Here is a 25862-nt window from a genome sequence, read left to right as displayed (position 1 = left end):
AGTAGTAGTAGGACGTAGTTTAAGCGAGTCAGGGGTGGTGTGAGCCTGATACGAAGCCTATTATGAAGAACCTCCTGGAGTTGCTAACCGAAATCCTTTATAGGAAAGTAGACTTAGCCGGGAACTTCGCCGTTACAAGAAGAACAGTATCGAGATATTTCATCTCCGTATTGTATAAGTGAGCAACCTCTGTTGCTAATTTGGGTGGTACCGCGGAACCAAAGCCTTTCGTCCCAGTTTTTTGGGAAAGAAGGGCTTTTTTTGTTGGCTTCTTTTCACAACATCCAAACATTTTAGGAGGAAACCACCATGTATCAATCATTAATGACAGTAAGAGAGACTCAAATCGCAATTAAGGAAGTTAAAACATTCTTCGAGGACCAATTAGCAAAACGCCTTGAACTATTCCGCGTATCTGCACCATTATTCGTAACGAAAAAATCAGGATTAAACGATCACCTAAACGGTGTAGAACGCCCAATTGAATTTGATATGTTACATTCAGGAGAAGAATTAGAAATTGTTCATTCACTAGCGAAATGGAAACGATTTGCATTACATGAATACGGATATGAAGCTGGTGAAGGTTTATATACAAACATGAACGCGATTCGTCGTGATGAAGAACTTGATGCAACGCATTCCATTTACGTTGACCAATGGGATTGGGAAAAAATCGTTCAAAAAGAATGGCGTACTGTCGATTACTTACAAAAAACAGTACAAACAATTTATGGAATATTCAAAGATTTAGAAGATCACTTATTTGAAAAATATCCGTTCCTTGGAAAGTATTTACCAGAAGAGATTGTTTTCATTACTTCTCAAGAACTAGAAGATAAATATCCAGAATTAACACCGAAAGATCGTGAACACGCAATTGCAAAAGAACACGGTGCAGTCTTTATTATTGGAATTGGTGATGCACTTCGTTCAGGTGAAAAGCATGACGGACGCGCGGCTGATTATGACGATTGGAAATTAAACGGTGATATTTTATTCTGGCACCCAGTACTACAATCTTCATTTGAATTATCATCAATGGGAATTCGTGTTGATAGTAAATCACTTGATGAGCAGTTAACCAAAACTGGTGAAGACTTCAAACGTGAGTATGATTTCCATAAAGGTATATTAGAAGACGTACTACCATTAACAATCGGCGGTGGCATTGGACAATCAAGAATGTGCATGTACTTCTTACGTAAAGCACATATCGGTGAAGTTCAATCTTCTGTATGGCCTGACGATTTACGTGCAGCTTGTAAAAAAGAAAACATTCATCTGTTTTAATAGAAGTGAGGGAATAGCTTAAATATAGAGCTATTCCCTCTTTTTTTAATTGTGTAAACGAATGGTTTACAGAGAGTTTTACTAATGGTTTCTTTCATTTATATCTCTTTTTATGAATAATTTGTTAAAGGAGGGGACGTTATGAGCATAGGAGAACAGCTAAAAAAACTACGAGAATCAAAGGGGTTTTCGCAAGAGGATGTTGCTAAAAAGATTGGTGTGACAAGGCAAGCAGTATACAAATGGGAAAATGATAAAAGTTATCCTGATATTGATAATCTAATTTTACTAAGCGAAATGTACAATGTTACGCTTGATGAGTTAATAAAAGGGAAACAGAATATTAAAGAAAAAATACATATTGATGAAGAAGATGAGGATTTTGAAAAAGAGAATGAGTTTGGTTTTTATATTGGATTTGGTTTGTTAATTATGAGTGCGTTTATTGATTATGAAAAAGTACAGGTGGTTGTATTAGGAATGGCGTTATTCATGATGGTTTTTTACTCTGATGTTAAGAAAGTTATTTTGAATGAATATAGATCATTTTTTCAAGGGAAAGAGCGAAAAGATATATGTGATAAAAAGTGAGAAGAGTTAGTTATATTTCCTAGGAAAGGGTATAACGAATATTTTAATTGTTTTATAATGATTTTGGGATATTGGTAATATGAAAGCTAATTGGGTAGATCCTTGAAATCTATATGTAAAATGATAATAAAGTTATTTAATTTTAAAAGCTCAAACAAGCATAACCCCGTTCTAAAGTTAGGACGGGGTCAAAAATATAATAATAAAGTCGCTTAAGAGTCTACGTTTTATTCAATGATAGTGCCTTTTTACAAAACGTCACTTGCTTATTTATTACCGAGTTCTTCCGCTAAACCGATTAAAATTCCTTCGACTCCACGAATGTAGCAGAGACGATACGAGTTCTCGTACTGAATTACTTCGCCAACGAGCTCTGCACCATGCTTAGTGAGTCTGGATACCATTTCGTCAATATCTTGAACGGTGAACATGACGCGTAGATAACCGAGGGCGTTTACAGGAGCATTTCGGTGATCTGCTATAGTAGGAGGGGTGAGAAATCGCGAAAGTTCAATTCGACTGTGGCCATCTGGAGTGACCATCATAGCAATCTCTACGCACTGAGAGCCGAGTCCAGTTACGCGACCAGCCCATTCACCTTCGATAGTGGCTCGCCCCTCGAGGTTCAAGCCAATCTCCTCAAAGAAAGAGATTGCGTTATCAAGGGATTCTACAACGATGCTGACATTGTCCATTCGTAGTAATTTGTTTTTTGCCATATTCTTATCTCCTTATGTATAAAAGTTTATTATTTAATCATCCTCATAATTATACTACTAAGTAGTTACAAATTCCTTTCAGTCAAAAACACCTTGTCGTAGTATAGGAAAAGGTGACAAGGTGTTTTTTTATATGTCATATAGCATCTTGTTAACGAACAGCTTTTATTTAATAGGAAGGAAGTAGATTAATATGATTTTTTTATAAGTGTTACTGAGCATATCAAATTAGCTCATTTGCACTAAAGGCTCAATTTTCGCCATAAATGATTGATGCAGCGCCTCAACCCCTGTTACTAAATGAAGGCGGTCAATAACGACAGACACTTTAATTTCTGATGTACTTACCATTTTAATATGAATATCTTCTTCTTTTAAAGTAGTAAACATATTTGCAGCGACACCAGGGTTAGATACCATGCCAGATCCTACGATTGATACTTTTGCTAAGTGATTTTCATGTTCTACAGATTCGTAGTGAAGAGTTTCTTGATTTTGTTCCAAAACTTTTAAAGTTTCTCTTAAATCATTCGAGTGAATGGAGAAGGAGAGATGTACAGTTCCTTCATTTGTAATACTTTGAATGATGATATCTACATTAATGTGTGCTGCTGCTAATGTAGAGAAAACTGTTGAAAGCGATCCTTGTTCTAGTCCTTTAATTGTGACACGTGTAATGTTATCCTCAAATGCAATACCTTTAACGATTGATTGTTGTTCCATGTTACATTCTCCTTTTACAATTGTTCCGTTTTCTTGTTCCATACTTGAGCGAACTTCTAAAACTACGTTATGATTTTTAGCAAACTCAACAGCTCGCGGGTGTAATACGCCAGCACCAAGATTTGCAAGCTCTAACATTTCGTCATAAGAAATTTCGTCTAATTTGTAAGCGTCTTTTACAACTCGTGGGTCCGTTGTATATACGCCTGTCACATCCGTATAAATATCACATTTTTTTGCTTTAAGTGCAGCGGCTAGTGCGACAGCAGTCGTATCAGAGCCACCACGGCCAAGCGTTGTAATTTCATTTTCTACACTTATACCTTGGAAACCAGCTACGATAACAATTGTGCCTTCAGCAAGATAAGATTGAATACGATCTGTATGAATGTCAGTAATCCGTGCACTACTATGTACAGATTCTGTCGTAAGACCAGCTTGCCACCCTGTTAATGAAATTGCACGATAGCCTTTTGCTTGCAGTGCCATTGTTAATAATGAAATAGTTACTTGTTCTCCTGTAGATAGAAGCATATCCATTTCACGTTTACTTGGATTTTCTGTAATAACGTTAGCGAGTGCGACAAGTTCATCCGTGCTTTTTCCCATTGCTGAAACGACAGAGACAACGCTATGACCTCTTTCATATTCTTCAATAATTAAATTTGCTACATGTTGAATGCGCTCGACGCTTCCGACAGAAGTGCCACCAAATTTTTGAACAATTGTTTCCATTACAAATTCCTTCTTTCGTCTATTTTTAAGAATAGATTAGAAAATATATAAATCCCAATACTCCTGTAGTTACCAGAAAGACAAACAAAAAACACCATCTCAAATAAGTGAGGATGGTGCTGTTACAGGAAAAGGGAAACAGAAAACGGAGCTAATAAAAAAACCGCCAAAAAAGGAATATCATAAAAAATGATATCTCTTTTTTGTAGATAGCTCTTCATACATACACGTCTGTACATATGACAGTTCTGTTTCTATTCGAAAACAGCCCCAATTGATAAATGCAGAGAAACTTATCAATTTCGGCAATACTTCCTTTCATCTAAGTTCATAGACATCTCTGTGTCTCCATTAGAATACTCATAAGTATCGCAACCTCTATCTCACGTTTTAGGCGAGAGTGTTTGATTTATGAAGTTGTTGGTAACATTTGTTTTATAATAATTTAAATTTTTCGGGGAATCAAGTGTTTTATATATATTTTTAAAATTCTTTCTTTTTCCAGGGAAGTTTGTGAAAAATGTAGCAAAATAAATTCATTGCATGTACATTAAACTTATAGTGCATAGGAGGTGGGAGAATGAAAAGGAAACAGCCTATTTATGTTGCGACAAAAATGAAAACGACGATGGAAAAATTATGGGAATATACGCAAGAACCAGATATACATACAGAGTGGGATGCTCGCTTTACTGAAATTTCGTATTTAGAGAAAAAAGAAGGAGAACCACAGAAGTTTTTGTATAAAACAAAGATTGGATTTGGGCTTGAAATAGCTGGAGAAGGGGAATCAATAGGTGAAATAAGAAAAGAAACTGGTGAAAGAATTTCCTCTTTAAAATTTTGGACGGATAATACATTATCTCTTATTCAAATAGGACGTGGTTATTGGAAGTATACGCCGAATAAAGAATACATCCATTTTGAGACACAATATGATTATGATACAAGATTTGGTCGTATAGGAAATGTAATAGATTCCTATATTTTTCGTCCGTTATTAGGTTGGGCGACGGCTTGGAGTTTTGATGCCTTAAAATTATGGTTAGAAAAGGGGCTTCATCCTAGGTTACTAATTAGAAGAACAATGACGTATTGGCTCGTATGTTTTTTATTTGCTTTTGTATGGATATATCAAGGGATAGTGCCAAAACTACTGTTTACTCATTCAGAAGAAGTAAAGATGCTTTCTGTATTAATCGGTTCAAATGAAAATAGTGTATATATACTTAAAATAATTGGGGTGTTAGAAATAATTTTCGGTGTCGTATGGCTGTTGCCACTAACAAAACGAAAATTATTTATCCTGCATATTATTGTGTTATTGGTTTTAACGATAGCGGCAGGATTTACGAATATTGCAAGCTTTACAGGTCCGTTTAATCCGATTACATTAAATATTCTTCTAATGGGGTTATCAATTGTCGGTTATATAAATAGTTTCGATTTACCAAGCGCGAAAAATTGCAAGAGGACGAGAAAGGGATAAGTGTATGGCTAATATGTATGAACGATTATTAGGGGATATCTATAAAAATCTTCATCCTGAATTGCAGAAGCGTTATGCGATTACAGAAGAAAATAGTTTTACAGGGGAAGGAAAGATGGATGAAATTTACGGTGGTTCTTTTTTCGTAAAATTCATATTAAAAATTGCATCGAGGTTTCGAATGTTTTTCTCAGAACGAGGAGAGGAAATTCCATTTACGATACAAAATACAGCTGAGCGAGATGAATATGGACAAGAATTAGTAAGGTGGAATCGTACTTTTTATTTTCATAATAAGAAAAGATATTTTAATGCAGTTATGCAATTGGATGAAAAAGAAAATGAAATTGTAGATTATTTTGGCGAACCACATTTACTCGTTTCTACACTGCATTTTCATATCGATGAGTTAGGTGCAATGCATATTTCTTCAAAGAAACAATGGTTTTATATGTTTGGAAGAAAAATTCCGTTACCAAAATTTTTGTATGGTGAAGCAAAAATTGTTGAAAGTTATGATGATGAACTACAATGTTTTCGAATTCATGTACAAGTACGAAACCCGTTAATTGGCTCGCTTTTTTCATATAAGGGAACATTTGTGGAAAGGAAATAAACGATATGAAAAATATAATATTTGGGCTTGCTTGTTATGTTGTTTTTCTATTATGTGAGCGGTCGAATACAAATCCTGTTGAAGCAATTATATTATTATCTGTTTTATTATTTATACCAATATCGTTTTGTATTATTGATAAAAGAAAAAGAGATGGATCGTATTTATTATTTTATAAATTCGTATCGTTTTTATATCCAATCGCAGCAATTTGTACAATGCTAGCTTTCGTCACAAATTACAATGTATTTGCGCTAGTTTGGTTTGTGTATACAGGAATTGTTGCGTTATTTGGTGTAAGTAGATTGCTAGAAAGAGGATGGAAGCCGTTAGAAGAGACCGCCATAGATAGTGCGTTTATTTATTTGTTTTTAGGTGGTTTTTGGTTTTTTGCTTCAGTAGCAAAACTTTCAATTATGCATTTTAGCTCTGACATTGTTTTACTCACAGCTGCACATTTTCATTATTCGGCGTTTCTATTGCCATTATCAGCTGGTTTAATAGGGAGAAAAAGAGAAAAGAGAAGTAAAGTATATGATGCTATTATGTTTATCATTATGATTTCACCTATGACAGTTGCAATAGGAATTACATACTCGAGAATATTTGAATTTTTTGCAGTGTTTCTATATTTATGTGCGATTTATGGATATGGATTTTACGTTTGGAGAGCAAAATTTAATACTATCAGTGCAAAGATTCTTCTAATCATTTCGTCTAGTACGCTCATGGTTACAATTATGTTCTCACTCATATACTCATATGGGAATTTGAAGCATGTAATGACGATTACAATTACCCAAATGGTTTGGATTCACGGTGTTGTCAATGGAATTGGAGTAGCGTTACCAGCATTTGTTGGCTGGATGATCGAAAAGAGTGTTCCGAATTATAAATACTACGGAAAACCAATGAGTAAGTTAAGAGGAAATGTGGCAATTGGTGAAGCGTTTTTATATGGCAGAAATTTAGTAGACAGTAAGGAATACAATGGTTTAGTTGATAAAATGAATGATTTTCATAGTGAGGCATTTGAAGCAACGAAGATTCCTTTAACCATTATTCATTTTTATGAAAATACAACAGAGTATGAGTTGCAATCGAATATTAAATGGGCTCATTGGTTCCGCACATTTGCATTTTGTTATGAGAAAATGAGCAAGCGTGTAGGACAAATACATTTAGGAATGGGCGACAAGTGGGAACCGATGCATGGCTCTATCATTGGTGTAATGGATGAGGAAGATGGAAGAGAGAATGTAAGAGCTTGGCTAAGGAAAAATGAAGCAGGTGAATCTATTTTTGTAGCTCTTTATTCAAAGCATACAAATAAGGATGAGACATATATGAATATCGCCTTGCCTTTACCTTATTCGAATATGACTGGTATTTTGAGGCTATGTAATGATAATCATGATTTAATCATTACTAGTAAGTTAAGAGAAAATGTCCAGGGAGATGAGGGGATTTATTTACATACTCGGTTCTTAACAATCCGTTTACCGTTAGCAGAGACTTTCATCATTACAGAGGGTAAGGATGAAATGTTAACAGCTCATCATAGCATGTGGCTATTTGGACTTGAATTTTTACATATTCATTATAAGATTGAAAGAATTGCACAGAGGTAAGAAAGGCTTGGATAGGTTTCCAAGCTTTTTTATGTATGGGTAATTGTCATAGAAACTTGTTTATCTAGCTCATCATCCCAAACACGTTGAATTTCAAAAGTGCCTTTTTCAAAAAATAATGGGAATCTTTCTTTAAACCAAGTTTGCATAGGTAGCTTTAGTGCTGTATCGATTGGTATCCATAATAATTCGCCCTCAGGAGGGTTCAAAAGAAGTTCACCTTCAAATGAGTCTGTCCAGTAGTTGAATACCATGTACCGAACATTCCCTTTCGGATTTACATATTCATCTAATCCCTTAAAATTTAAATCCGAAACAAGTAATCCAGTTTCTTCTTTTACTTCCCTTATAGCGGCTTGAACGATACTTTCGGGAAAATCTACTTTGCCGCCAGGAGCTATGTAGCCAGGGAAACCTCGATGGTTGGGGCGTCTTATGAGTAAAACTTCATTGTTACGTTGGATCATACACATTGTATAGATCTGGTGTTCGATGTTATGTGAATTTGGAGGCATAATGATGTATTCTCCTTTATATTTTTTTTGATAATTTTACCATAACATAATTGTTTCTTATATAATTAGAAATGGAATGTTATAAATTTTCAGTTATACATTGTGAATTCTATAGTCATTCAAAAAGAGGGGAGAGACATGCAAGGAGAAATACAAAAGGAGAAAAGTTTAGGTTATGTTGGTAAATTATTATTACCGGTTAAAGTATCACCACACTTTAAATTTTTATGGATTGGACAATTACTCTCGGTCTTAGGTAGTTCGATAACTATGGTCATACTCCCGGTTGTTGTGTATTCATTAACTGGCTCAACAGTTGTGATGGGAATGACAATGGCGATGTACATGCTACCTAATATTCTCGCTTTACCGTTTGCAGGTTTAATTGTAGACCGAATTGATCGGGTTAAATTAATGTTATTTACGGATATACTCCGCTGTATATTAATGCTATTACTTGCATCGCTTATATTTATGGATTTATTAACAATTACAGTTTTATACATTCTCGTTGCCTTATACGGACTTATGGAAGGGATATTCCAACCAGCATATTCTGCTGTAAGGGCGAAAGTATTCGTTCCTGAAATTCGTAATGCAGCTAACGCACTCACTCAAATGAGTAATCAAGGTATACGATTAATTGGACCAGCACTTGGTGGGGTAATCGTATCGGTTGCGTCTGCAGGGATAGGTTTCGGACTAGATGCAGTAACGTACTTATTATCATTTTTATGTTTATTATTTTTAAAAGAAATTAAGTTTAAAAAAGTAAAGTCTATTGAAAAGAGTAACATTGATTACAAACAAGAGTTTATGGAAGGTGTTTTCGTTTTAAAAAGTCATCCTTGGCTATGGATTACAATTTTAGTCTTTTCTTTTATAAATATTTGTTATGCCGGCATTATCGTCGTATTAATTCCATGGTTATTTAATGTTCATCATCATTTTGAAGCTTACGTGTATGGACTTGGAATGGCCTTTTCTGGTGGTGGAGCTGTAATTGCTGCATTGATATTTGGTGGGAAAGAGCGGTGGCAGAAGAGAGGATTACTGGCTTATGGAGGTGTTTTAATTAGTGGCATTGCTTTATTAATTATGCCATTCATTTCTTGGGCACCTGCTTTAATATTCTTAATGGCAATTGAAGGATTCGGCATGATGATATTTGGACTCATTTGGGAAACGAGTTTACAGGAACTCGTACCGGAAGAAGCATTCGGAAGGGTGGCAAGCCTTGATATGTTGGGTTCTTTTGCTTTATTGCCATTAGGGTATGTAGTTGTAGGCTGGTTAGCTGCTGTCATAGGTGGCGAGATAACTATTATAACACTAGCTAGTTTAGTAATTTTAACAATTGGAATAGCATTGTCTGTACCGAGTATTCGTCGATTTAATTGATTATATGGGAAAAGAGGGCTAGATCTATATAGAAAATAACCTAGCATATAATCAACCAGTATTAATAAAACAACTTTGTAATGAAAAGCCTTCCATACATATTTGGCACAAAAAAATTAGTATGGAAGCAACAAAATTAGAAATCACAAAAGAAGTGACGGAAGCGATACAAGCAGGTTTCAAAAAAGAAGAATAAGCCCTAAAGAAATTAGGACTTATTCTTCATTAAATACAAATGTTTGTTTCATTTTTTTACCTTCATTTACCGGATGGCCGTTATAAGAGAAATTCTTTTCTTCCCAAGTGATCACAACTTTAAAATTATGACTATTAAAGTCTAATGGGAATACCATGTAGTCAAAGCTTGTATGACTTTTAGAAATATTTTCATTAGGTGTAGTAGGTTTAAAGGTAGCCTTAGAGGTAGGATTGTTATCAAGTATTTCCACGGATACGTTTGATACATCATGACCGATGTTTTTTACGAGTAAACTATACGTATCAAATACACCTTGTTTCGGCTGGATTGCTTGCTTGTTTGAGTTATGAGATTTATCAATTTCGACATACCATTGTTTAGACTTTGACGCAATCGGTAGTGACTGAAATGTGTAAGCACTAGCTTGCATTGGTAGTGCTAAACATATAAGCGTAAAGAGAGTTAATATTTTTCGTTTCATTTTTTGAGAGCTCCCATTCTTTAATGGATTTACTTGTTATTATCTTCTTTTTACGAGTGAATATACCATATAATGTAAAGTGGGTATTGTGAGTATTGAATTAATATCTTATTCACTACTCTTATAGCTGGCATAATTACGTATGTAGTAAGAAAGAATAAATTTATTTTTTCTATACTTAGATTGCTGCCCTTTTTAAAAGGGCTATTTTTACGTTTTAATAAAAAGAATATACTAAGAGTTCCGTATAAATTATTTATTTTAATGTAGTTAAATGTGCTTGTATATTGTGAAATTAGAGAGGGAAGTTGTGTAGAGATGTTTCTACACAGCTTTTTAGGATATGAAAAAATTGCCAAAAATATGTTAAAATAACATTGTCATACAACAAGGGGGATTTGTTTTATGGAAAATGGACATCTTGCTAAAGTAGACTTAACGAAAAAAATTGAATCAAAATCTAAGTACAATAAGAAACTCGAAAAATATCAAAGGCGCTTATTAGCATTACAACAAATTTTGAAAGAAGAAAAAATCGCGGTTATGCTTGTTATGGAAGGATGGGATGCGGCTGGTAAAGGTGGGGCAATTAAGCGGGTGACGGAACATCTTGACCCACGTGGGTTCCAAGTAAATCCAATTGGAGCGCCTGCACCTCATGAAAAACGTTACCATTATTTGCAACGTTTCTGGCGCAAAATTCCACAGTACGGGCAAATTACTATTTTTGATCGCTCATGGTACGGTCGTGTGTTAGTTGAGCGTGTTGAAGGTTTTACTACAAAGGAAGAGTGGATGAGAGCATATGATGAGATTAATGATTTTGAAAAACTACTAACAGATGACCATTACATAATAGGGAAGTTCTTCTATCATATAAGTAAAGAGGAACAGTTAAAGAGATTTAAAGATAGAGAGAAAAATCCTTTGAAAAGATGGAAAATTACAGACGAAGATTGGCGTAATCGTGAAAAATGGGATGAGTATGTTGAAGCGATGGAAGACATGTTTGAAAGAACAAGTAAGCCAAATGCGAAGTGGCATATTATTGAAAGTAACGATAAATTGTATGCCCGTGTGAAAACGTTAAAAATCATTATTTCATTCATAGAAGATTATTTCTTAGAACATGGTATAGAATTGCCTTCTTATTATTATGAAATGAAAGAGGATATTGAAGTTTTGCAAGATGTAGGTGTTAAAGAGTAAATAAGAAAATGGCCCTGTGAATTGGTGAAACCAAATTATGGGGCTTTTTTATTTAGAAACATTTTACAATTAACAGAATAAGGTATATAATCAATAATCATATTAACATTGTTAATATGATTATTGATTATATAATATGTGGGGGTTTTACTTTGAAGGGAAGAGATGTTGTTTTAGGTTTATTAATGGAAAAGGAATTGTCTGGTTACGATATTAAAATTGTGTTTGAAGACGTATTTACTCATTTTTTTGATGGAAGTTTTGGAATGATTTATCCAACGTTACGACAATTGGAGAATGAGGGGAAAATAAAAAAAGAGGTTGTCATGCAAGAGGGAAAACCGAATAAGAAAATGTACTTTATTACAGATGAAGGGCGTGAAGAATTTTATCAATACATGCAGACACCTGTAGAGAAGGATGTTTTACGTTCGGATTTTTTAATGAGAATGTATTTTGGTAACTATAGTGATGATGTAACAATAAAAAAATGGATTAAAGATGAAATTGAAAGAAAAGAAGCGTACATTGCAGATCTTCGATTGAAATATGAAAAGTGGAGAGTAGGTATTACTTTCGTCGAAGAAATTTCACTAGACGTAGGTATTGCATCGTATAGTGCACAAGTGGAGACTTTGAAGAAAAAATTAGAAGAGTTAGAGGCGAAAGAAAACAATAAAACAGAAGAATGAAAAACGCGTTCACAATAAATAAAGGGGTATATAAAGATGGAGCAATCAAAGGGTATTAAGATTGTCTTTTTAATGTGTCTAGGTATCTTTCTTTGTATGATTGATACGACAATTATGAATATAGCTTTACCGGCAATACAATCGAGTGTAAATACTTCATTAGAAAAGATGTCTTGGGTATTAAATGTTTATACAATGACGATTGCAGTACTTGCCATTCCGTTAGGGCGGATAGCTGATATCTTTGGAAAAGCAAAGATGTATATTCTTGGTCTGGTGATTTTTGGTGGTGGATCGGTACTTTGCGCTTTTGCTAATACAGGTGATTTTCTTATTTTTTCTCGTTTTATACAAAGTATTGGGGCAGCGATTTTATTTCCAACAAGTATGGTAATTGGTGTATCAGCTATGCCATTAGCTAAAAGGCATGTTGCGCTTGCGATTTTAGGAGTAACACAAGGATTGTCAGCTGCTATGGGACCAGTAATAGGTGGAATTATTACGCAAAATTTAGGATGGAGATGGGTGTTCTTCGTTAATGTTCCGGTTTGTATAATAGGAATCGTGTTATGTTGCATCATGCTACAAATAAAAAATGAAGAACGTATTATCTCAAAAATAGATTGGATAGGACTACTATTAAGTAGCACAGCAATTTTTTCATTTACTCTCATATTAGTAAAAGGTAATACATGGGGATGGCAAAGTAATATTGCTTTGTCTTGTTATACAATTAGTACTATTTCTCTTATTCTATTTGTTTTAGTAGAACGAAAGATTCATAACCCAATGGTGAATTTAAAGTTATTTCAAGATCGAATGTTTGTCGGAGCGTCGATCGTTGTTATATTAAGTAATTTATTTTTAATTGGAGTTACTGTATTGCTTCCGACGTTCTTGACGAAACTACAAGGTCGAACGGAAATTGAAGCGGCTTTTTTAGTGACACCTATTTCAGCAATGATATTTTTTGTCTCACCAGTTGCAGCAACTTTAATTAAAAAACTCGGAAAAGTAACTATTATTTTGTCAGGATTTCTTATTATGGGGCTAGCCTACTATTGGTTGCAAATGATCGATGTTCATTCAACAAATATAGAAATTATTATTCCATGTATGATATTAGGTGTTGGATATGGTTTAGTAGTGGGGCCAATTACAGTTTTAAGTGCGTCTTCATTTGAAGGAGAATTACTAACTGCTTCTCAAAGTGTTGTATCAATGTTACGACAAGTTGGAATTGTATTGGCGGTCGCAATATTTGTCTCTAACTTAACTCACAATTTAACTGTAAATAAAGAAAAGGTATATCGTTATGCAGAAGAAAAGGTGCGGAATATTCATGTGAATAGTGCTGAGCAAGCTGAAATTTTACAAATGACTAAAGAGAAAATAGAGAATCAAAGTTTAGAGTCTAATATAAATAAAAAACAAAATGCAATGGCAATGGGATTAAGTAAAGAGAAAAAGGAAGAATTGATTCGCGACAAGACGGCTGAAATATTAAGAGAAGTTCCAGTAGAATATAGAGATGTAAAAAGAGAAGAAGTTATGAGGCAAGTGACAAAAGAAGTTGAAAAACAAGAGGAAAGTATAAAGAAAGAGGTACTCACATTTTCGAATGATGTGAATCATTATGCCAAGAATCAGATGGCTATGAGTTTTACAGATTTATATAAAGCAAGTGTGCCAATTATTTTAATTTGTGCTTTCGTAAGCTTGTTGTTTTGGGAAGGGAAAGCTTTGAGTAAAAAGAGAAGGGGACGGATAGTAGAAGAAGCGTAAAGGAAAACAGGCTGCTATTAGCCTGTTTTCCTTACGTTAGTATGAAAAATCTGGATTTAATTCTTTAAATTTATGACTATAATGCCTTTTATTATTAAAACCAACAAAATCAATTCCGACGCAAGATTCTAAATTTCCGTCTACAATCGTAGAATCCACGAAGCTTAAATGTTTTAATTTTTGTAGTTCTTTAATGAATTGTAGATTTCGTATGTTACCACAACTTGATAAGATGAGAGTTTCTAATTCCGTTAAATAGCGCAAATATTCGTGGTTTTTAAGTTTACTGCAATGGTCGAATTCGATGTATTTTAAAGTTGAAGCATTGTTTTCAATTTCATCAATATGCTCTAAATTTCTTAAATAATTGAGTTCTAAATGCTTTAATTTAGGTAATGACCTACATCCTTTTAATGAATTAATGTTCCCTTGTGTAATGCTTAGTTTTTCAATTTTTTGTAAAGACATTAATTCTTCAAGGTTCTTTTGTTTCGGTTTGTATTTCCAAATGTATAGTTCTTTTAGGTTAGGACAAGATTCGAAGCCTTTAATGTTTTTATTACACTGTATGTGAAGTTCCTCTAAATTTGTAAAGCTTTCTAGCTCTGTTAAGTTTAGTGGAACTTGTGGTTCTTCTAGTGATAAAGATTTTAAGTTTTTTAATTTATATAGGGCTGAATAATCAGTAATATATATACTACTAATGTGTAAGCTTTCAATTTGCGGGCAGTGTTCAAGAAAATTAATATGGTGCAAACTATACCTAAGATCATTAATGTAAACATCAGTAAAGTTGTTTGTATTAATGAAGTCTACGTATTCATCCAGTCTGTTTTCATGGATTTGTACTGTGCCATCCATAACTAAAAAGTTTTGTGGTTTCTTTTTGATAGATATTTGTAAAGGATTCATGTATTGAAATATTTCTGTCTTGTTTTCTAAAATAGTTTCAACACTTCTTTTGACAGTTGGAACATTGTCTCTTTGTTTGTAAGCTATTAAGGTTGACTTTATTTCTGACGGATCTGCTAATAAAATTTTTGGATCCATTTCATGTAGTACATCTTCATTTGCAGGTATACAGCTAACCATTGCATCAAGTGCTATTAAACTTAAAGGGTGTCCTTTTGTTAGCCAAGACTTAATTCGTCTCCAAGTTAGTTGTGATACTGCAGCTAATCGCGCCCAATCGTTATGAAATGATACTGCATGTTCCTCTATCCAATCTAATGTTTCTGATGATTGAAAAGAATGCAGACAAATGAAGGAAGTGGTCGGAAGCTCACTTTTTAATACTGTTTTTAGCCTTTCTATTACTAAAGGAAAGGCTTCTTCAAATGGTAAACAATAAGCTGCAGCGTGAGAAAGAGGTGCAAGTAAATCTTCATCAAATGCCTTCCACAGTTTTCTTATCCAATCTGAGGCGAATTCTCCTAGTATACATATAACAATCTCAAGTAATCTAGTTTTAATTACACCATTCATTGTGTTTGAAAAGCGGTTTATAACAGCATCTAGTACTTCGTTTTGATCGTACCTATTAAGAGCTTCAATTTCTGCTTCTTGAAGAAACCATCTAGTCATGGTGTAATCAAGTAATTCCTCTAAACTAGAGCGAACTTCTTCTAAAGTGGGCACGGGTGTAAGTTTGTGCTCATTCATCTCTAATTTTGGTTGCTTCGCTTTACCATCTTCTTCATAAAAACTATCATGCAAATAATATTTATAAGGTGAGTGAATCATTACAAGGTGGTACCATTCTTTAGGATGTAAAGATAACGAAATAAGAGGCTCATGACATTGGTTACATAATTTATAAGGTTGATTTGCTTGATCGGATTCTTCTATTTTATATACTGGATCATGTTTGCAAGCTTCACATAATTCTACTGTTTTTTTCATTGTTTTCTCCTTGCATATTGTGAATAGTAGTATTTTTAATATAGCATGGGATAAGTCGAGTATGATTAGAAAGTTTTTTAGAATGAAAGGGATGAATGGAAAATGCCATTGAATATGTAACGTTATACATAGTACATTAACAAGAGGGATTAATTTTAAAAGGAGGATGGAGAATTGCTAGATAAGGCAGGGGCTTTAATAGATAATCATGTGTACACAGAAGAAGAGCAACAAAAACTATACAAACGAACGTTAATAATCGTCAGCATTTCACAAATGTTTGGCGGTGCAGGACTAGCTGCTGGTATTACAGTAGGTGCACTTCTTGCGCAGCAAATGCTTGGAACAGATGCATTTGCAGGATTACCAACTGCTATGTTTACATTGGGATCGGCATTAGCAGCTTTCATAGTAGGAAAGCTTTCGCAACGATATGGACGCCGGATAGGTCTTGCAACAGGGTTTATAGTAGGTGGATTTGGAGCAATTGGTGTTGTAATGGCAGCTTTAACAAATAGCATTATTCTTTTACTTATTTCTTTACTCATATATGGTGCCGGTACAGCTACGAATTTACAAGCTCGTTATGCAGGTACAGATTTAGCAGATAAGAAGCAGAGAGCAACGGCTGTTAGTATTACGATGGTAATGACGACTTTTGGTGCAGTTGCAGGACCAAATTTAGTAGGGGTAATGGGAAGTTTTGCTCAATCAATTGGAGTTCCTAAACTTGCAGGTCCGTTCATACTATCGGCAGCAGCATTTATACTGGCGGGTCTAGTTCTTTTTGTTATGCTTCGTCCAGATCCTTTGATTATTGCTAACATAATAGAAAGATATAAACAGGAACATACATATAAAGGACAACCAATAACAGAAGAAGCGAAAGAAAATAAACGAGGTATTACAGTTGGAGCAATCGTAATGATACTTACGCAAATAGTGATGGTTGCGATTATGACGATGACGCCAGTTCATATGGGACACCACGGTCACGGTTTAAGTGCAGTAGGACTTGTGATAGGTTTTCATGTAGGTGCAATGTATCTTCCATCTCTCGTTACAGGAATGTTAATTGATAAAATTGGCCGAACTACAATGAGCATAGCTGGTGGAGTGATTTTACTTGCAGCGGGTGTCATAGCTGCGATAGCGCCAAGTGATTCTTTATTATTATTAATCGTTGCTCTGTCTTTACTTGGGCTAGGATGGAACCTCGGATTGATAAGTGGTACAGCACAAATCGTTGATTCCACAACACCGTCTACACGTGCTAAAACACAAGGGAAAATAGATGTTTTTATTGCGCTAGCTGGAGCTTCTGGTGGAGCAATGTCAGGTATGGTAGTAGCGAATTCAAGTTATGCGGCATTGTCATTGGCTGGAGGCGTGTTAGCGTTATTACTTATTCCTGTTGTGATATGGTCTCGAAAAGGGGCAAGAAATTAAATGAAAAAGAGGTTCTAGTTACTGACTAGAACCTCTTTTTACACACTTAAATTAAATTCCACTCTACAATAAGTCCTAAATGCGTAAGTCCGCCACCAAATCCGTATAGTAAAAGTGTGTCTCCGTTATTTAACCTTCCTTCTTTTATAGCTAAATTTAAAGCGAGTGGAATGGTGACTGAAGAGGTATTCCCCATATATTCCACGCTCGTTAATGTTTTTTGTATTGGAATTTGAGATTTTTCGCAAATAGATTCGATCATTCGTAAGTTAGCGCTGTGGGGTATGAACCAGTCTATATCATCTACTTGCATATTTACGGTATGTAATAAATTTTTTATGCCTTTTGGTACTGTGCGTGTTGCCCATTTATATACTTCTCTTCCATTTTGAACGATTTTTTCATTTGTTTGCAGTGGTGTGCCATTCATAGTAGTAGATAAGTTTGTTCTATATAGATGAATGCCGCCATCACCGTTTGTTCCCATGTGAGCAGCGATAAAGCTTTGGGTGTTTTCATCTCTTTCTAATAAAATAGCTCCAGCACCATCACCGAATAAAATACAGGTCGTTCTATCGGTATAATCAGTAACTTTAGATAATGTCTCTGTCGCTACGACAAGTACTTTTTCATGTGATCCAGAAGTGATTAAGCTATTACCGACGTGTAGTCCATATGTAAAACCAGCACAAGTTGCATTTAAATCAAAAGCTAGTGTATGAGGTATGTTGAAGTATTGTTGTATTTGGCAAGCAACACTAGGGAAAACGTAATCAGCAGTAGTAGTAGCGACAATGATACAGTCGACATCTTCTAAGTTTTTCTTATATGTTGTACATAAATTTTCAATTGCTTTAATGGCTAAGTTTGAGGAGTATTCTTCATCGCTAGCGATTCTTCTTTCCTTCATTCCTGTTCTTTGTACAATCCATTCATCATTCGTATGGACCATCTTTTCTAAATCGTTATTAGACAATATTTGATCTGGAACATAAGTACCAATTGCAGTAATACGAGATTTAGAATGCATAGGAACATCTCCTAACTTTTATTTTTATAACCTGATACTAATATTAGGTTATAAAAATGTCAATAAAGATTTTTGTTGTATTAAAACGATAATGATTAACTTGCTATGAAGGAATTTGGCGAGTGCTGTAAAAATAATATACGAGAAGTTTCTAAAATTGATAATGAAGGGAGTTCAGCTCCTTGAAAAGAATTTTACACATGTTTCCTATCATCATCATCATCATTTGTAGCTTTATTCTTATTATTTTTCCTGAGAAATCTTATGCTTGTGATTGTATTAAAGTATCAACAGAAGATGCATTTCAAAAAAACGATGTAGTGTTTGAGGGGAAAGTAATTGAGGTTGGAAGGAAAGAAGAGGTCGGAACTGAAGTGTTATTTGAGGTGAAGAAAATTTGGAAAGGGACAACTTCTTCGCAAATTATCGTATATACAAAGGGTGGTGATTGTATGTTTCGCTTTGTAGAAGGAGGAGAGTACTTAGTATTTTCTACTCAAAGAGGATCAGAAAAACAATTACATACACATAGTTGTAGTGGATCGAAGAGATTGGATGAGGCAGGGGCGGACAAATCGGTTTTAAGTCAAATTGCAAAAGAGTCTGTTCCGACGAAGAAAGTGGATTTAAAGGGTGAGATGGTGAGCGGTTTGAGTTTGTGGCAAGTGGCTATTATTTCCATGGGGCTTTTATGGATAATTGCTTTTGTTATTTTTATTGTGAGAAAAACTCGCAAAAAATGACGATTAAAGTAAAAATATAACGATTTTCTTTAGTGTGATATAGGTTGTTAAACCTTGTGAAAGCGAATTACTTATGCTACACTTTATGTAACTTAAAATGAACGGAGGGGCTTCCTTTGATCTTAATCAGATTACGTCTCAATACTTTGTGCCAATAATTGAATAGCGCTCAAAGGCTCTGTCTGTGTACAGAGTGAACGGGATTGGTCTGCCTATTTTAAAGGAACCCTTTATTAAGCTTATATGTGAAAAAGAGGGAGGGACGAATACGCCCTCTTTTTGTTTTGCCTTTATAAATAGAATGGGATTGTATAAGTGAACACTTATTGTGGATACGTATACAATCTTGGGACTTTTTGACTATAAAATAGGATGAAAGCATAGCTTTCTTCTATTTCTTCGGTGAACCCTTATCCGTTTACGAAAACACAGGCAGCGCGACCTGTGTTTTTTATTTTACGTAATCGAAATGGAGGAATAAATATATGGAAGAAGTATTACAAAGAGCAGTTTTAGTTGGAGTAAATGTAGGTAATGAAGATGATTTTGCATATTCGATGGAAGAGTTAACAAATCTTGCGGAAGCTTGTGATGTAGAGGTAATTGGGCAAGTAACGCAAAATTTACAACGAGTAAATCCATCGCATTATATCGGAAAAGGAAAGATTGAAGAAGTAGCAGCGTATGTACAAGAAATAGATGCGAATATGGTCATCTTTAATGATGAATTATCTCCTTCACAAATTCGAAATTTAGAAGAGGATTTAGATTGTAAGGTAATTGATCGTACCATTTTAATTTTAGATATTTTTGCGCAACGTGCGAAAACGAAAGAAGCACAGCTACAAGTAGAAGTAGCACACCTTCAGTATATGATGCCTCGTTTAATCGGCCTTCGTGAATCGTTAGGGAGACAGAGTGGCGGCGTTGGTACGAAAAATAAAGGTGTCGGTGAGAAGAAGTTGGAGTTAGACCGTCGTAAAATTGAAGAACAAATTTCAGTTTTGAATAAAGATTTAGAAGCGCTCGTTGCCCAGCGTCAAACGCAGCGAAAGCAGCGTAAGAAAAATGAAATACCTGTTGTAGCATTAGTAGGTTATACGAATGCAGGAAAGTCAACGACGATGAATGCAATGCTTGAAATTTATAATGGTACAGAAGAAAAGCAAGTATTTGAAAAAGATATGTTATTCGCGACGTTAGAAACATCTGTACGAAATATTGATTTACCAGATAATAAATCATTCTTATTAACAGATACAGTTGGATTTGTAAGTAAATTACCACATCATCTTGTGAAAGCGTTCCGTTCAACGTTAGAAGAAGTAGCGGAAGCGGATTTACTTATTCACGTCGTAGATTACGCAAATCCAAATTATGAACAATTAATTGATATTACAAATGAAACGTTAAAGAAAATTGGAGTAGAAAATATTCCAACGATCTATGCTTATAACAAATCAGATATGGTGGATGTTGAAATTCCGAAAGTACAAGAAGATCGCGTGTATTTATCTGCGAAGAAACATGTTGGCATTGAAGAGCTGGTAGAAATGATTCGCTCCCATATTTATAAAGAATATACGAAGTGTGAAATGTTAATTCCATATGATCAAGGACAGGTAGTTTCGTATTTCAATAATCATGCACACGTTTTATCTACGAGTTACGAAAACGAAGGTACGAAATTAGAGGTAGAATGTAAGACGAGCGATTACGAGAAGTATAAGCGTTTTGCAATTTAATGTAAGAGGCAACCCAGTATGTGATTGGGTTGTCTTTTTTTTGTAATGTTTTATCGCTGAAAGTTACAAGCATGCAAGCCAATGACGGGAGTTAAGTTATATTTCTGGAAAAAGAAATGAAAGCAGTATAGAATAGAAATGTTTCAAAACTCAGAATTTATTACACCTACTGTAATAAATATATATTTTGTACAGAAAGGGGAGATTCATATATGCAGGCAGTTTCACAAAAAAACACTGTAGAAACACCGACAATATATCGAATTTTATTTGCGATTAGCTTTGGACATTTTTTAAATGATTCGATGCAAGCAGTTGTGCCGGCGTTGTTTCCTATTTTGGAAAAAACAATGAATTTATCCTATATGCAAGTAGGATGGATTGCGTTTGCGTTAAATATGACGTCATCGATTATGCAACCGGTGTTTGGAATGTATTCAGATAAGAAGCCGTCACCATTTTTATTACCACTCGGGATGTTTTCAAGTATGCTTGGAATGATTGGACTCGCGTTTGCACCAAACTTTATTATTGTTATTATTTCTGTTTTATTTATTGGTTTAGGTTCCGCAGTCTTTCATCCAGAAGGCGCTCGTGTTGCGTATATGGCGGCAGGTGCAAAACGAGGGTTAGCGCAAGCGATTTATCAAGTTGGGGGAAACACGGGGAATTCTTTAGCTCCAATTTTTACAGCGCTAATTTTCGTTCCGCTCGGTCAAATTGGTTCATTAGGTTTTACAGCATTTGCAGCAGTAGGAATTGTATTATTAATTTTCGTATCGAATTGGTACAAAAATGAATTAGCAACCGGCGCTATAAGAAGGAAAAAGAGAGCTGCGCTTGAGGCGGAAAATGCAATTGTAAGTACACACATTAAATTCGTTATTATACTTCTTGTTTTTCTTACTTTTGTACGTTCTTGGTACGGTGCTGGTATCGGTAATTTCTATCAATTTTACTTAATAGAGCATTACGGTTTATCTATAAAAAATGCACAGTATTTCGTATTCGCATTTATGATTGCTGGTGTGTTAGGAACTTTCTTCGGAGGACCGTTAGCAGATCGATTCGGTAAGAAAAAGATAATTGTATTTTCAATGCTTGGCTCAGCTCCACTTGCACTTTTATTACCTCACGTTTCGCTCGTGTGGGTTGTACCGTTATTTTTATGTATTGGTTTTATTAGTTCAAGTAGTTTTAGTGTAATTGTTGTATATGCACAAGAGCTTGTACCTGGAAAAGTGGGAATGGTGTCAGGATTAATCGTAGGTCTTGCGTTTGGACTTGGAGCATTAGGTGCAGTAGTTCTTGGGAAATTAGCAGATATATATAGCCTGCAATTTATTATGCTATTATGTAGTTGTCTACCATTAATTGGACTCACTTCATGGTTACTGCCAAGTGATAAGAAAACGATAGAATAGGGGATGCGCTATGAAATTGTGTGAAAACGTTACGGAATTAATAGGAGATACACCTGTCGTCCGATTATCTAAATTTATTCCGGAAGACGCAGCAGATGTGTATGTGAAACTAGAAATGTTTAATCCATCGCGCAGTGTGAAAGATCGCGCTGCTTATAATTTACTTCACGTTGCAGAAGAAAATGGTCTCATCAAACCAGGAGATACAATTATTGAACCGACAAGCGGGAATACAGGGATTGGTTTAGCGATGAATGCAGCAGCTAAAGGGTATAAAGCGATTTTAATTATGCCAGATAATATGTCAAAAGAGCGTATTAATTTATTGAAAGCATACGGAGCAGAAGTAGTTTTAACACCAGCAGAACAAAGAATGCCAGGAGCAATTGCGAAGGCGTTAGAACTGCAAAAACAAATACCGAATAGTTTTATCCCGCAACAATTTGAAAATCCAGCTAATCCGAATATTCACCGTTATACGACTGCGCTTGAAATTTACGAACAAATGGATGGAGAGCTGGACGCTTTTGTTGCAACGGCAGGAACAGGCGGAACGATTACAGGGACTGGTGAAACGTTAAAAGAGAAATTACCAAACTTATATATTGCAGTAGTGGAACCGAAAGGATCTCCCGTTTTATCAGGTGGTGTACCAGGTCCTCATAAACTAGTAGGAACAAGCCCAGGGTTTATCCCGAAAAACTTAAATACAGAAGTGTATAACGAAATTATTCAAATTGCAGACGAAGAGGCTTTAACGACAATGAGAAACTTAGCTAGACAAGAGGGATTATTAGTTGGGCCGTCTTCCGGAGCATCTGTTTACGCTGCAATCATGATAGCGAAACGTCTAGGCGCTGGTAAAAAAGTTTTATGTATTGCGCCTGATACAGGTGAACGTTATTTGAGCATGGGGTTATTTGAATAAAAAGGATAGAAACACCTTAATAGTGAATAGCTGCTATTAAGGTGTTTGTTTTATGGAATGAAGAGGGAGAGAAGAACAATGAAACTATTAAAACCAATCCATGAATATAGTGAGCATATTATGGCGTATAGACACGCATTTTTACACTCAGGGGAACAACCACATGGAAGTAGTTCTTTACAAAACTTTGATTCTCTTGATGAATGGTTTGAAAAAGTGAGTAAACAAGAACTAGGAGAAAATTTACTAGCTAATCGAGTGCCATCTAGCCAGTTTTTAAGTTTTGAAAAAGGGGAACTTATAGGATTTGTGAATATTAGACATAGATTAAATCCAGAATTATTACGGGAAAGCGGTCATATTGGATATAGTGTCCATCCAAATAAACGTCGCCACGGTTATGCTACGAAACAACTAAAGCTTGCATTAGCTGAAGCGCAAAAATTAGGATTACAGAAAGTGTTAATAACTTGCGATAAATCCAATATCGGTTCTGCTAAAACGATTCAAAAGGTTGGTGGTGTGTTAGAAAATGAAGTAGTTTCTTCTCATACTGGTGAAATTGTTCAACGTTATTGGGTAGAAATATAATTTGGTAGAAATTTGAAAAGGTAATGCAAGCTGTAATATCGAAATAGATAAATGAAATATAGGGGATTACTGCAATTTTAGGGGGAAATGAAATGGGATTAAAAGAGAAAGCAATAGAGATGTCAGGGATTTATAGGCAAAATCCGAAAGTAGAAGCTATTATTTTAGCAGGTTCAGTAGCTAGAAAGCTAGAAGATGAACATTCAGATATAGAATTACATATTTTATGGTCAACACCGCCAGAAGATGAGGACCGTAGGGCTCCTATTCATCATATTGATGGGACAATATTATCGTATCATCCGTATGAGGAAGAAGAATGGTCGGAAACGTATTTAACGAAAGAGGGAATCAAATTAGAGATTAGTAACTTTTTAACAGAGACAGTAGAGAAAGTGATTTCGGATGTGGTGAATCAATATGATATAAGTTATGAAAAACAATGTATTGTATCATCCGTTCATGATGGTGTTAGTTTGTATGGAGAAGGGAAAGTGAATGAATTAAAAGATAGAGTAGCGGCATATCCAGATGAACTAGCAAAACGAATGATTTCAGAAAATCTATGGTTAAGTAATCGTTGGCACAATCGAAAGGCGCTTTTAAAACGGAAAGATTGGCTTATGCTTTATGACGTTATTTGCGAAGTACAAAGGAACGTATTCGGTGTTTTATTTGGTTTGAATAAAATGTACGTACACCATCCGGCGTTTAAATGGATGCCTAATAATGTGGAACGAATGACTATTAAACCTGAAAAATTATATGAACGTATGGCAGATACATTAATAGGGAATCCAGAAAATAGTGTGCAGGAGTTAGAGTTGCTAATAGAAGAAGTGTTGCAACAAGTTCATACATACGCGCCAGGAGTAAATGTGGATGAGCAAGAAAAATCTATTTTTTATTTTGTGAAATAGAAAATAGTAATAAGGGGGAAGTTTTGGGTTTTTTTAATAGGTTTTTTAAAAAAGTTGAAAAAGTAAATGAGCAAGAAGCCACTCTTCATGAATTAAGTGAAGAATTGTATGTTGAATCACCGGTAGAGGAAGCGACTAGTTACTGGGTATCAATGGCACAAAATATAATTGTTAATGCTGTAAAGGCGGCTGACAATGATGTGGAACGTGCCTTCGTATTATTGAATTTGAAGAAAGGTGAGGCTTCATTTGATATTTTTTATCAAATAAATGGACAATTGTATTTCTGGGATCAGCTAGAAAATGAGAAGATAAGAATTAGAATTCAGAACGAGTTGTTACCGCAAGCCCTAGAAGTTTCAAAGGCAGTAAATGAGCAATTTCGTGAAGCTGATCACCCTATAATTTCGTTCGCAAAATTGCAGTTTGAATGGGAAACGAAAGCCTGGTTCTCACATATAATTTGGGAAGATAGCCTTGCTGCTCAATTGTCCAAAACTCAAATTCTAAATGAATGGTTTTGTGTAATTAAAGAAGAAACGAAAAATAGGCCACTGGATAGTGATGCAAAATTTTCTTGGTATCCATCAAACTCTTAAAAAACTAATACAGATAGAGGCAGGTTATGTTTCTAGGTCAGTTGTATTATTGAATAAGTATCAATAATACGTAATTCTTTTTCTATTGCCTGTTAGAATTCGTTATGTACTAATCCACTTGTTTTCTAAACTAAAACTCACATTTCGAATTTTTAAATAGATTGTAATACATAAAAATTCAAAATATAAGTTGACACTATTTTTAATGTGTGATAAAAATGATAGTAATCAATTCGGAAAATAATATTTGGGCAATGAAAGGGTATAGTAGTGAATATCTCCCTATTTCAGAGAGCTGATGGTTGGTGTGAATCAGTATATAGATTATTCATGAAGTTCGTCCTGGAGCATCTTTCATAAATCTCACATTATGAGGAAATGAAAGACGGTAGTTTATACCGTTATCAAATAAAGTGGTGAAGATCTTTTCACAACTAGGGTGGTACCGCGAT

Annotated in this window: 23 protein-coding genes, 1 riboswitch and 2 other annotated features (1 of these 26 running past the window's edge); of the genes, 17 read left to right on the top strand and 6 right to left on the bottom strand. The window is 34.9% G+C overall.

Translation table 11 applies throughout. The features are described from left to right. Window positions 1-239 (top strand) — a binding site (T-box leader) (it extends 20 nt beyond the left edge of the window). A 70-nt stretch (window positions 240-309) separates the two neighbouring features. Continuing rightward, window positions 310-1293 carry an aspartate--ammonia ligase gene (gene asnA / locus MR170_RS05985; protein WP_000284912.1) on the top strand — a complete coding sequence of 328 codons (984 nt, stop codon included), beginning with the start codon at window positions 310-312 and terminating at the stop codon, window positions 1291-1293. A 141-nt stretch (window positions 1294-1434) separates the two neighbouring features. Next, entirely contained in the window at window positions 1435-1884 is a 450-nt protein-coding gene (locus tag MR170_RS05980) for a helix-turn-helix domain-containing protein (RefSeq protein ID WP_016082105.1), read from the top strand. Window positions 1885-2150: 266 nt separating this feature from the next. On the opposite strand, the gene MR170_RS05975 is transcribed toward MR170_RS05980, so the two are convergent. Continuing rightward, window positions 2151-2603 (bottom strand): VOC family protein, encoded by a 453-nt coding sequence (locus MR170_RS05975; RefSeq protein ID WP_242307707.1) that lies wholly within the window; start codon window positions 2601-2603, stop codon window positions 2151-2153. A gap of 228 nt (window positions 2604-2831) precedes the next feature. Further along, complete coding sequence (locus MR170_RS05970; RefSeq protein WP_071730914.1) at window positions 2832-4061, bottom strand: aspartate kinase; 1230 nt, start codon at window positions 4059-4061, stop codon at window positions 2832-2834. Between the two features lie 202 nt (window positions 4062-4263). Next, a riboswitch (Lysine riboswitch) is annotated at window positions 4264-4450 on the bottom strand. A 191-nt stretch (window positions 4451-4641) separates the two neighbouring features. On the opposite strand from MR170_RS05970, the gene MR170_RS05965 reads away from it, so the two are divergent. From MR170_RS05965 to MR170_RS05955, 3 genes are read left to right on the top strand one after another with little or no spacing between them, the layout of a single operon-like run. Further along, window positions 4642-5550: a DoxX-like family protein gene (locus MR170_RS05965; RefSeq protein WP_016082102.1), complete on the top strand. Its 909-nt coding sequence runs from the start codon at window positions 4642-4644 to the stop codon at window positions 5548-5550. Between the two features lie 4 nt (window positions 5551-5554). After that, window positions 5555-6166 carry a DUF4166 domain-containing protein gene (locus MR170_RS05960; protein ID WP_029441962.1) on the top strand — a complete coding sequence of 204 codons (612 nt, stop codon included), beginning with the start codon at window positions 5555-5557 and terminating at the stop codon, window positions 6164-6166. A 5-nt stretch (window positions 6167-6171) separates the two neighbouring features. Beyond that, on the top strand, window positions 6172-7797 hold the full coding sequence (locus MR170_RS05955; RefSeq protein WP_242307705.1) for a YndJ family protein: 1626 nt from the start codon (window positions 6172-6174) through the stop codon (window positions 7795-7797). Between the two features lie 29 nt (window positions 7798-7826). Here the strand turns inward: MR170_RS05955 and MR170_RS05950 are convergent, their stop codons facing one another. Then, window positions 7827-8312, bottom strand: coding sequence for an 8-oxo-dGTP diphosphatase (locus MR170_RS05950; protein ID WP_088115715.1), 486 nt, complete (start codon window positions 8310-8312; stop codon window positions 7827-7829). A gap of 138 nt (window positions 8313-8450) precedes the next feature. Here MR170_RS05950 and MR170_RS05945 point away from each other — a divergent pair, with 138 nt between their 5' ends. Then, window positions 8451-9713: an MFS transporter gene (locus tag MR170_RS05945; protein WP_242307703.1), complete on the top strand. Its 1263-nt coding sequence runs from the start codon at window positions 8451-8453 to the stop codon at window positions 9711-9713. A gap of 215 nt (window positions 9714-9928) precedes the next feature. Here MR170_RS05945 and MR170_RS05940 read toward each other — a convergent pair whose 3' ends face one another. Then, window positions 9929-10393, bottom strand: coding sequence for a hypothetical protein (locus tag MR170_RS05940; protein WP_000823337.1), 465 nt, complete (start codon window positions 10391-10393; stop codon window positions 9929-9931). Between the two features lie 405 nt (window positions 10394-10798). Here MR170_RS05940 and MR170_RS05935 point away from each other — a divergent pair, with 405 nt between their 5' ends. From MR170_RS05935 to MR170_RS05925, 3 genes are all read left to right on the top strand, one after another. Then, the gene (locus MR170_RS05935) at window positions 10799-11602 is read left to right on the top strand and encodes a polyphosphate kinase 2 family protein (RefSeq protein WP_242307700.1); all 804 of its coding nucleotides are present in this window, start codon (window positions 10799-10801) and stop codon (window positions 11600-11602) included. A gap of 152 nt (window positions 11603-11754) precedes the next feature. Further along, on the top strand, window positions 11755-12294 hold the full coding sequence (locus tag MR170_RS05930; protein ID WP_000678333.1) for a PadR family transcriptional regulator: 540 nt from the start codon (window positions 11755-11757) through the stop codon (window positions 12292-12294). A 36-nt stretch (window positions 12295-12330) separates the two neighbouring features. After that, the gene (locus tag MR170_RS05925) at window positions 12331-14079 is read left to right on the top strand and encodes an MDR family MFS transporter (RefSeq protein WP_016082096.1); all 1749 of its coding nucleotides are present in this window, start codon (window positions 12331-12333) and stop codon (window positions 14077-14079) included. A gap of 36 nt (window positions 14080-14115) precedes the next feature. Here the strand turns inward: MR170_RS05925 and MR170_RS05920 are convergent, their stop codons facing one another. Further along, window positions 14116-15981, bottom strand: a complete 1866-nt coding sequence (locus tag MR170_RS05920; protein ID WP_242307697.1) for a leucine-rich repeat domain-containing protein — start codon at window positions 15979-15981, stop codon at window positions 14116-14118. Window positions 15982-16155: 174 nt separating this feature from the next. Between MR170_RS05920 and MR170_RS05915 the strand changes: the two genes are divergently transcribed. Further along, window positions 16156-17430 (top strand): MFS transporter, encoded by a 1275-nt coding sequence (locus MR170_RS05915; protein WP_016082095.1) that lies wholly within the window; start codon window positions 16156-16158, stop codon window positions 17428-17430. Between the two features lie 46 nt (window positions 17431-17476). Here the strand turns inward: MR170_RS05915 and MR170_RS05910 are convergent, their stop codons facing one another. Then, window positions 17477-18460: a ketoacyl-ACP synthase III gene (locus MR170_RS05910; protein WP_071730922.1), complete on the bottom strand. Its 984-nt coding sequence runs from the start codon at window positions 18458-18460 to the stop codon at window positions 17477-17479. Window positions 18461-18642: 182 nt separating this feature from the next. On the opposite strand from MR170_RS05910, the gene MR170_RS05905 reads away from it, so the two are divergent. From MR170_RS05905 to MR170_RS05875, 7 genes are all read left to right on the top strand, one after another. Beyond that, entirely contained in the window at window positions 18643-19203 is a 561-nt protein-coding gene (locus tag MR170_RS05905; protein ID WP_242307694.1) for a cobalamin biosynthesis protein CbiN, read from the top strand. A gap of 485 nt (window positions 19204-19688) precedes the next feature. After that, on the top strand, window positions 19689-20948 hold the full coding sequence (gene hflX, locus MR170_RS05900; RefSeq protein WP_000393282.1) for a GTPase HflX: 1260 nt from the start codon (window positions 19689-19691) through the stop codon (window positions 20946-20948). A gap of 212 nt (window positions 20949-21160) precedes the next feature. Next, window positions 21161-22372, top strand: coding sequence for an MFS transporter (locus tag MR170_RS05895; RefSeq protein ID WP_001149415.1), 1212 nt, complete (start codon window positions 21161-21163; stop codon window positions 22370-22372). 10 nt (window positions 22373-22382) lie between these two features. After that, on the top strand, window positions 22383-23300 hold the full coding sequence (gene cysK / locus MR170_RS05890) for a cysteine synthase A (protein ID WP_000762271.1): 918 nt from the start codon (window positions 22383-22385) through the stop codon (window positions 23298-23300). 78 nt (window positions 23301-23378) lie between these two features. Beyond that, complete coding sequence (locus tag MR170_RS05885) at window positions 23379-23891, top strand: GNAT family N-acetyltransferase (protein ID WP_016082091.1); 513 nt, start codon at window positions 23379-23381, stop codon at window positions 23889-23891. A 92-nt stretch (window positions 23892-23983) separates the two neighbouring features. Continuing rightward, a complete protein-coding gene (locus MR170_RS05880; protein ID WP_016082090.1) occupies window positions 23984-24811 on the top strand; it encodes a DUF4037 domain-containing protein in 828 nt (275 codons plus the stop codon). Window positions 24812-24834: 23 nt separating this feature from the next. Then, the gene (locus MR170_RS05875; protein ID WP_242307692.1) at window positions 24835-25410 is read left to right on the top strand and encodes a hypothetical protein; all 576 of its coding nucleotides are present in this window, start codon (window positions 24835-24837) and stop codon (window positions 25408-25410) included. Between the two features lie 245 nt (window positions 25411-25655). Continuing rightward, window positions 25656-25862: a binding site (T-box leader), on the top strand. This feature is flagged as partial in the annotation.

This window comes from Bacillus cereus group sp. BfR-BA-01524 (genome assembly GCF_022662595.1).
Lineage (GTDB): Bacteria > Bacillota > Bacilli > Bacillales > Bacillaceae_G > Bacillus_A > Bacillus_A thuringiensis_S.
The sequence above is the reverse complement of the archived record's forward strand: the minus strand, read 5'-3'. Positions and strand labels throughout refer to the sequence as shown.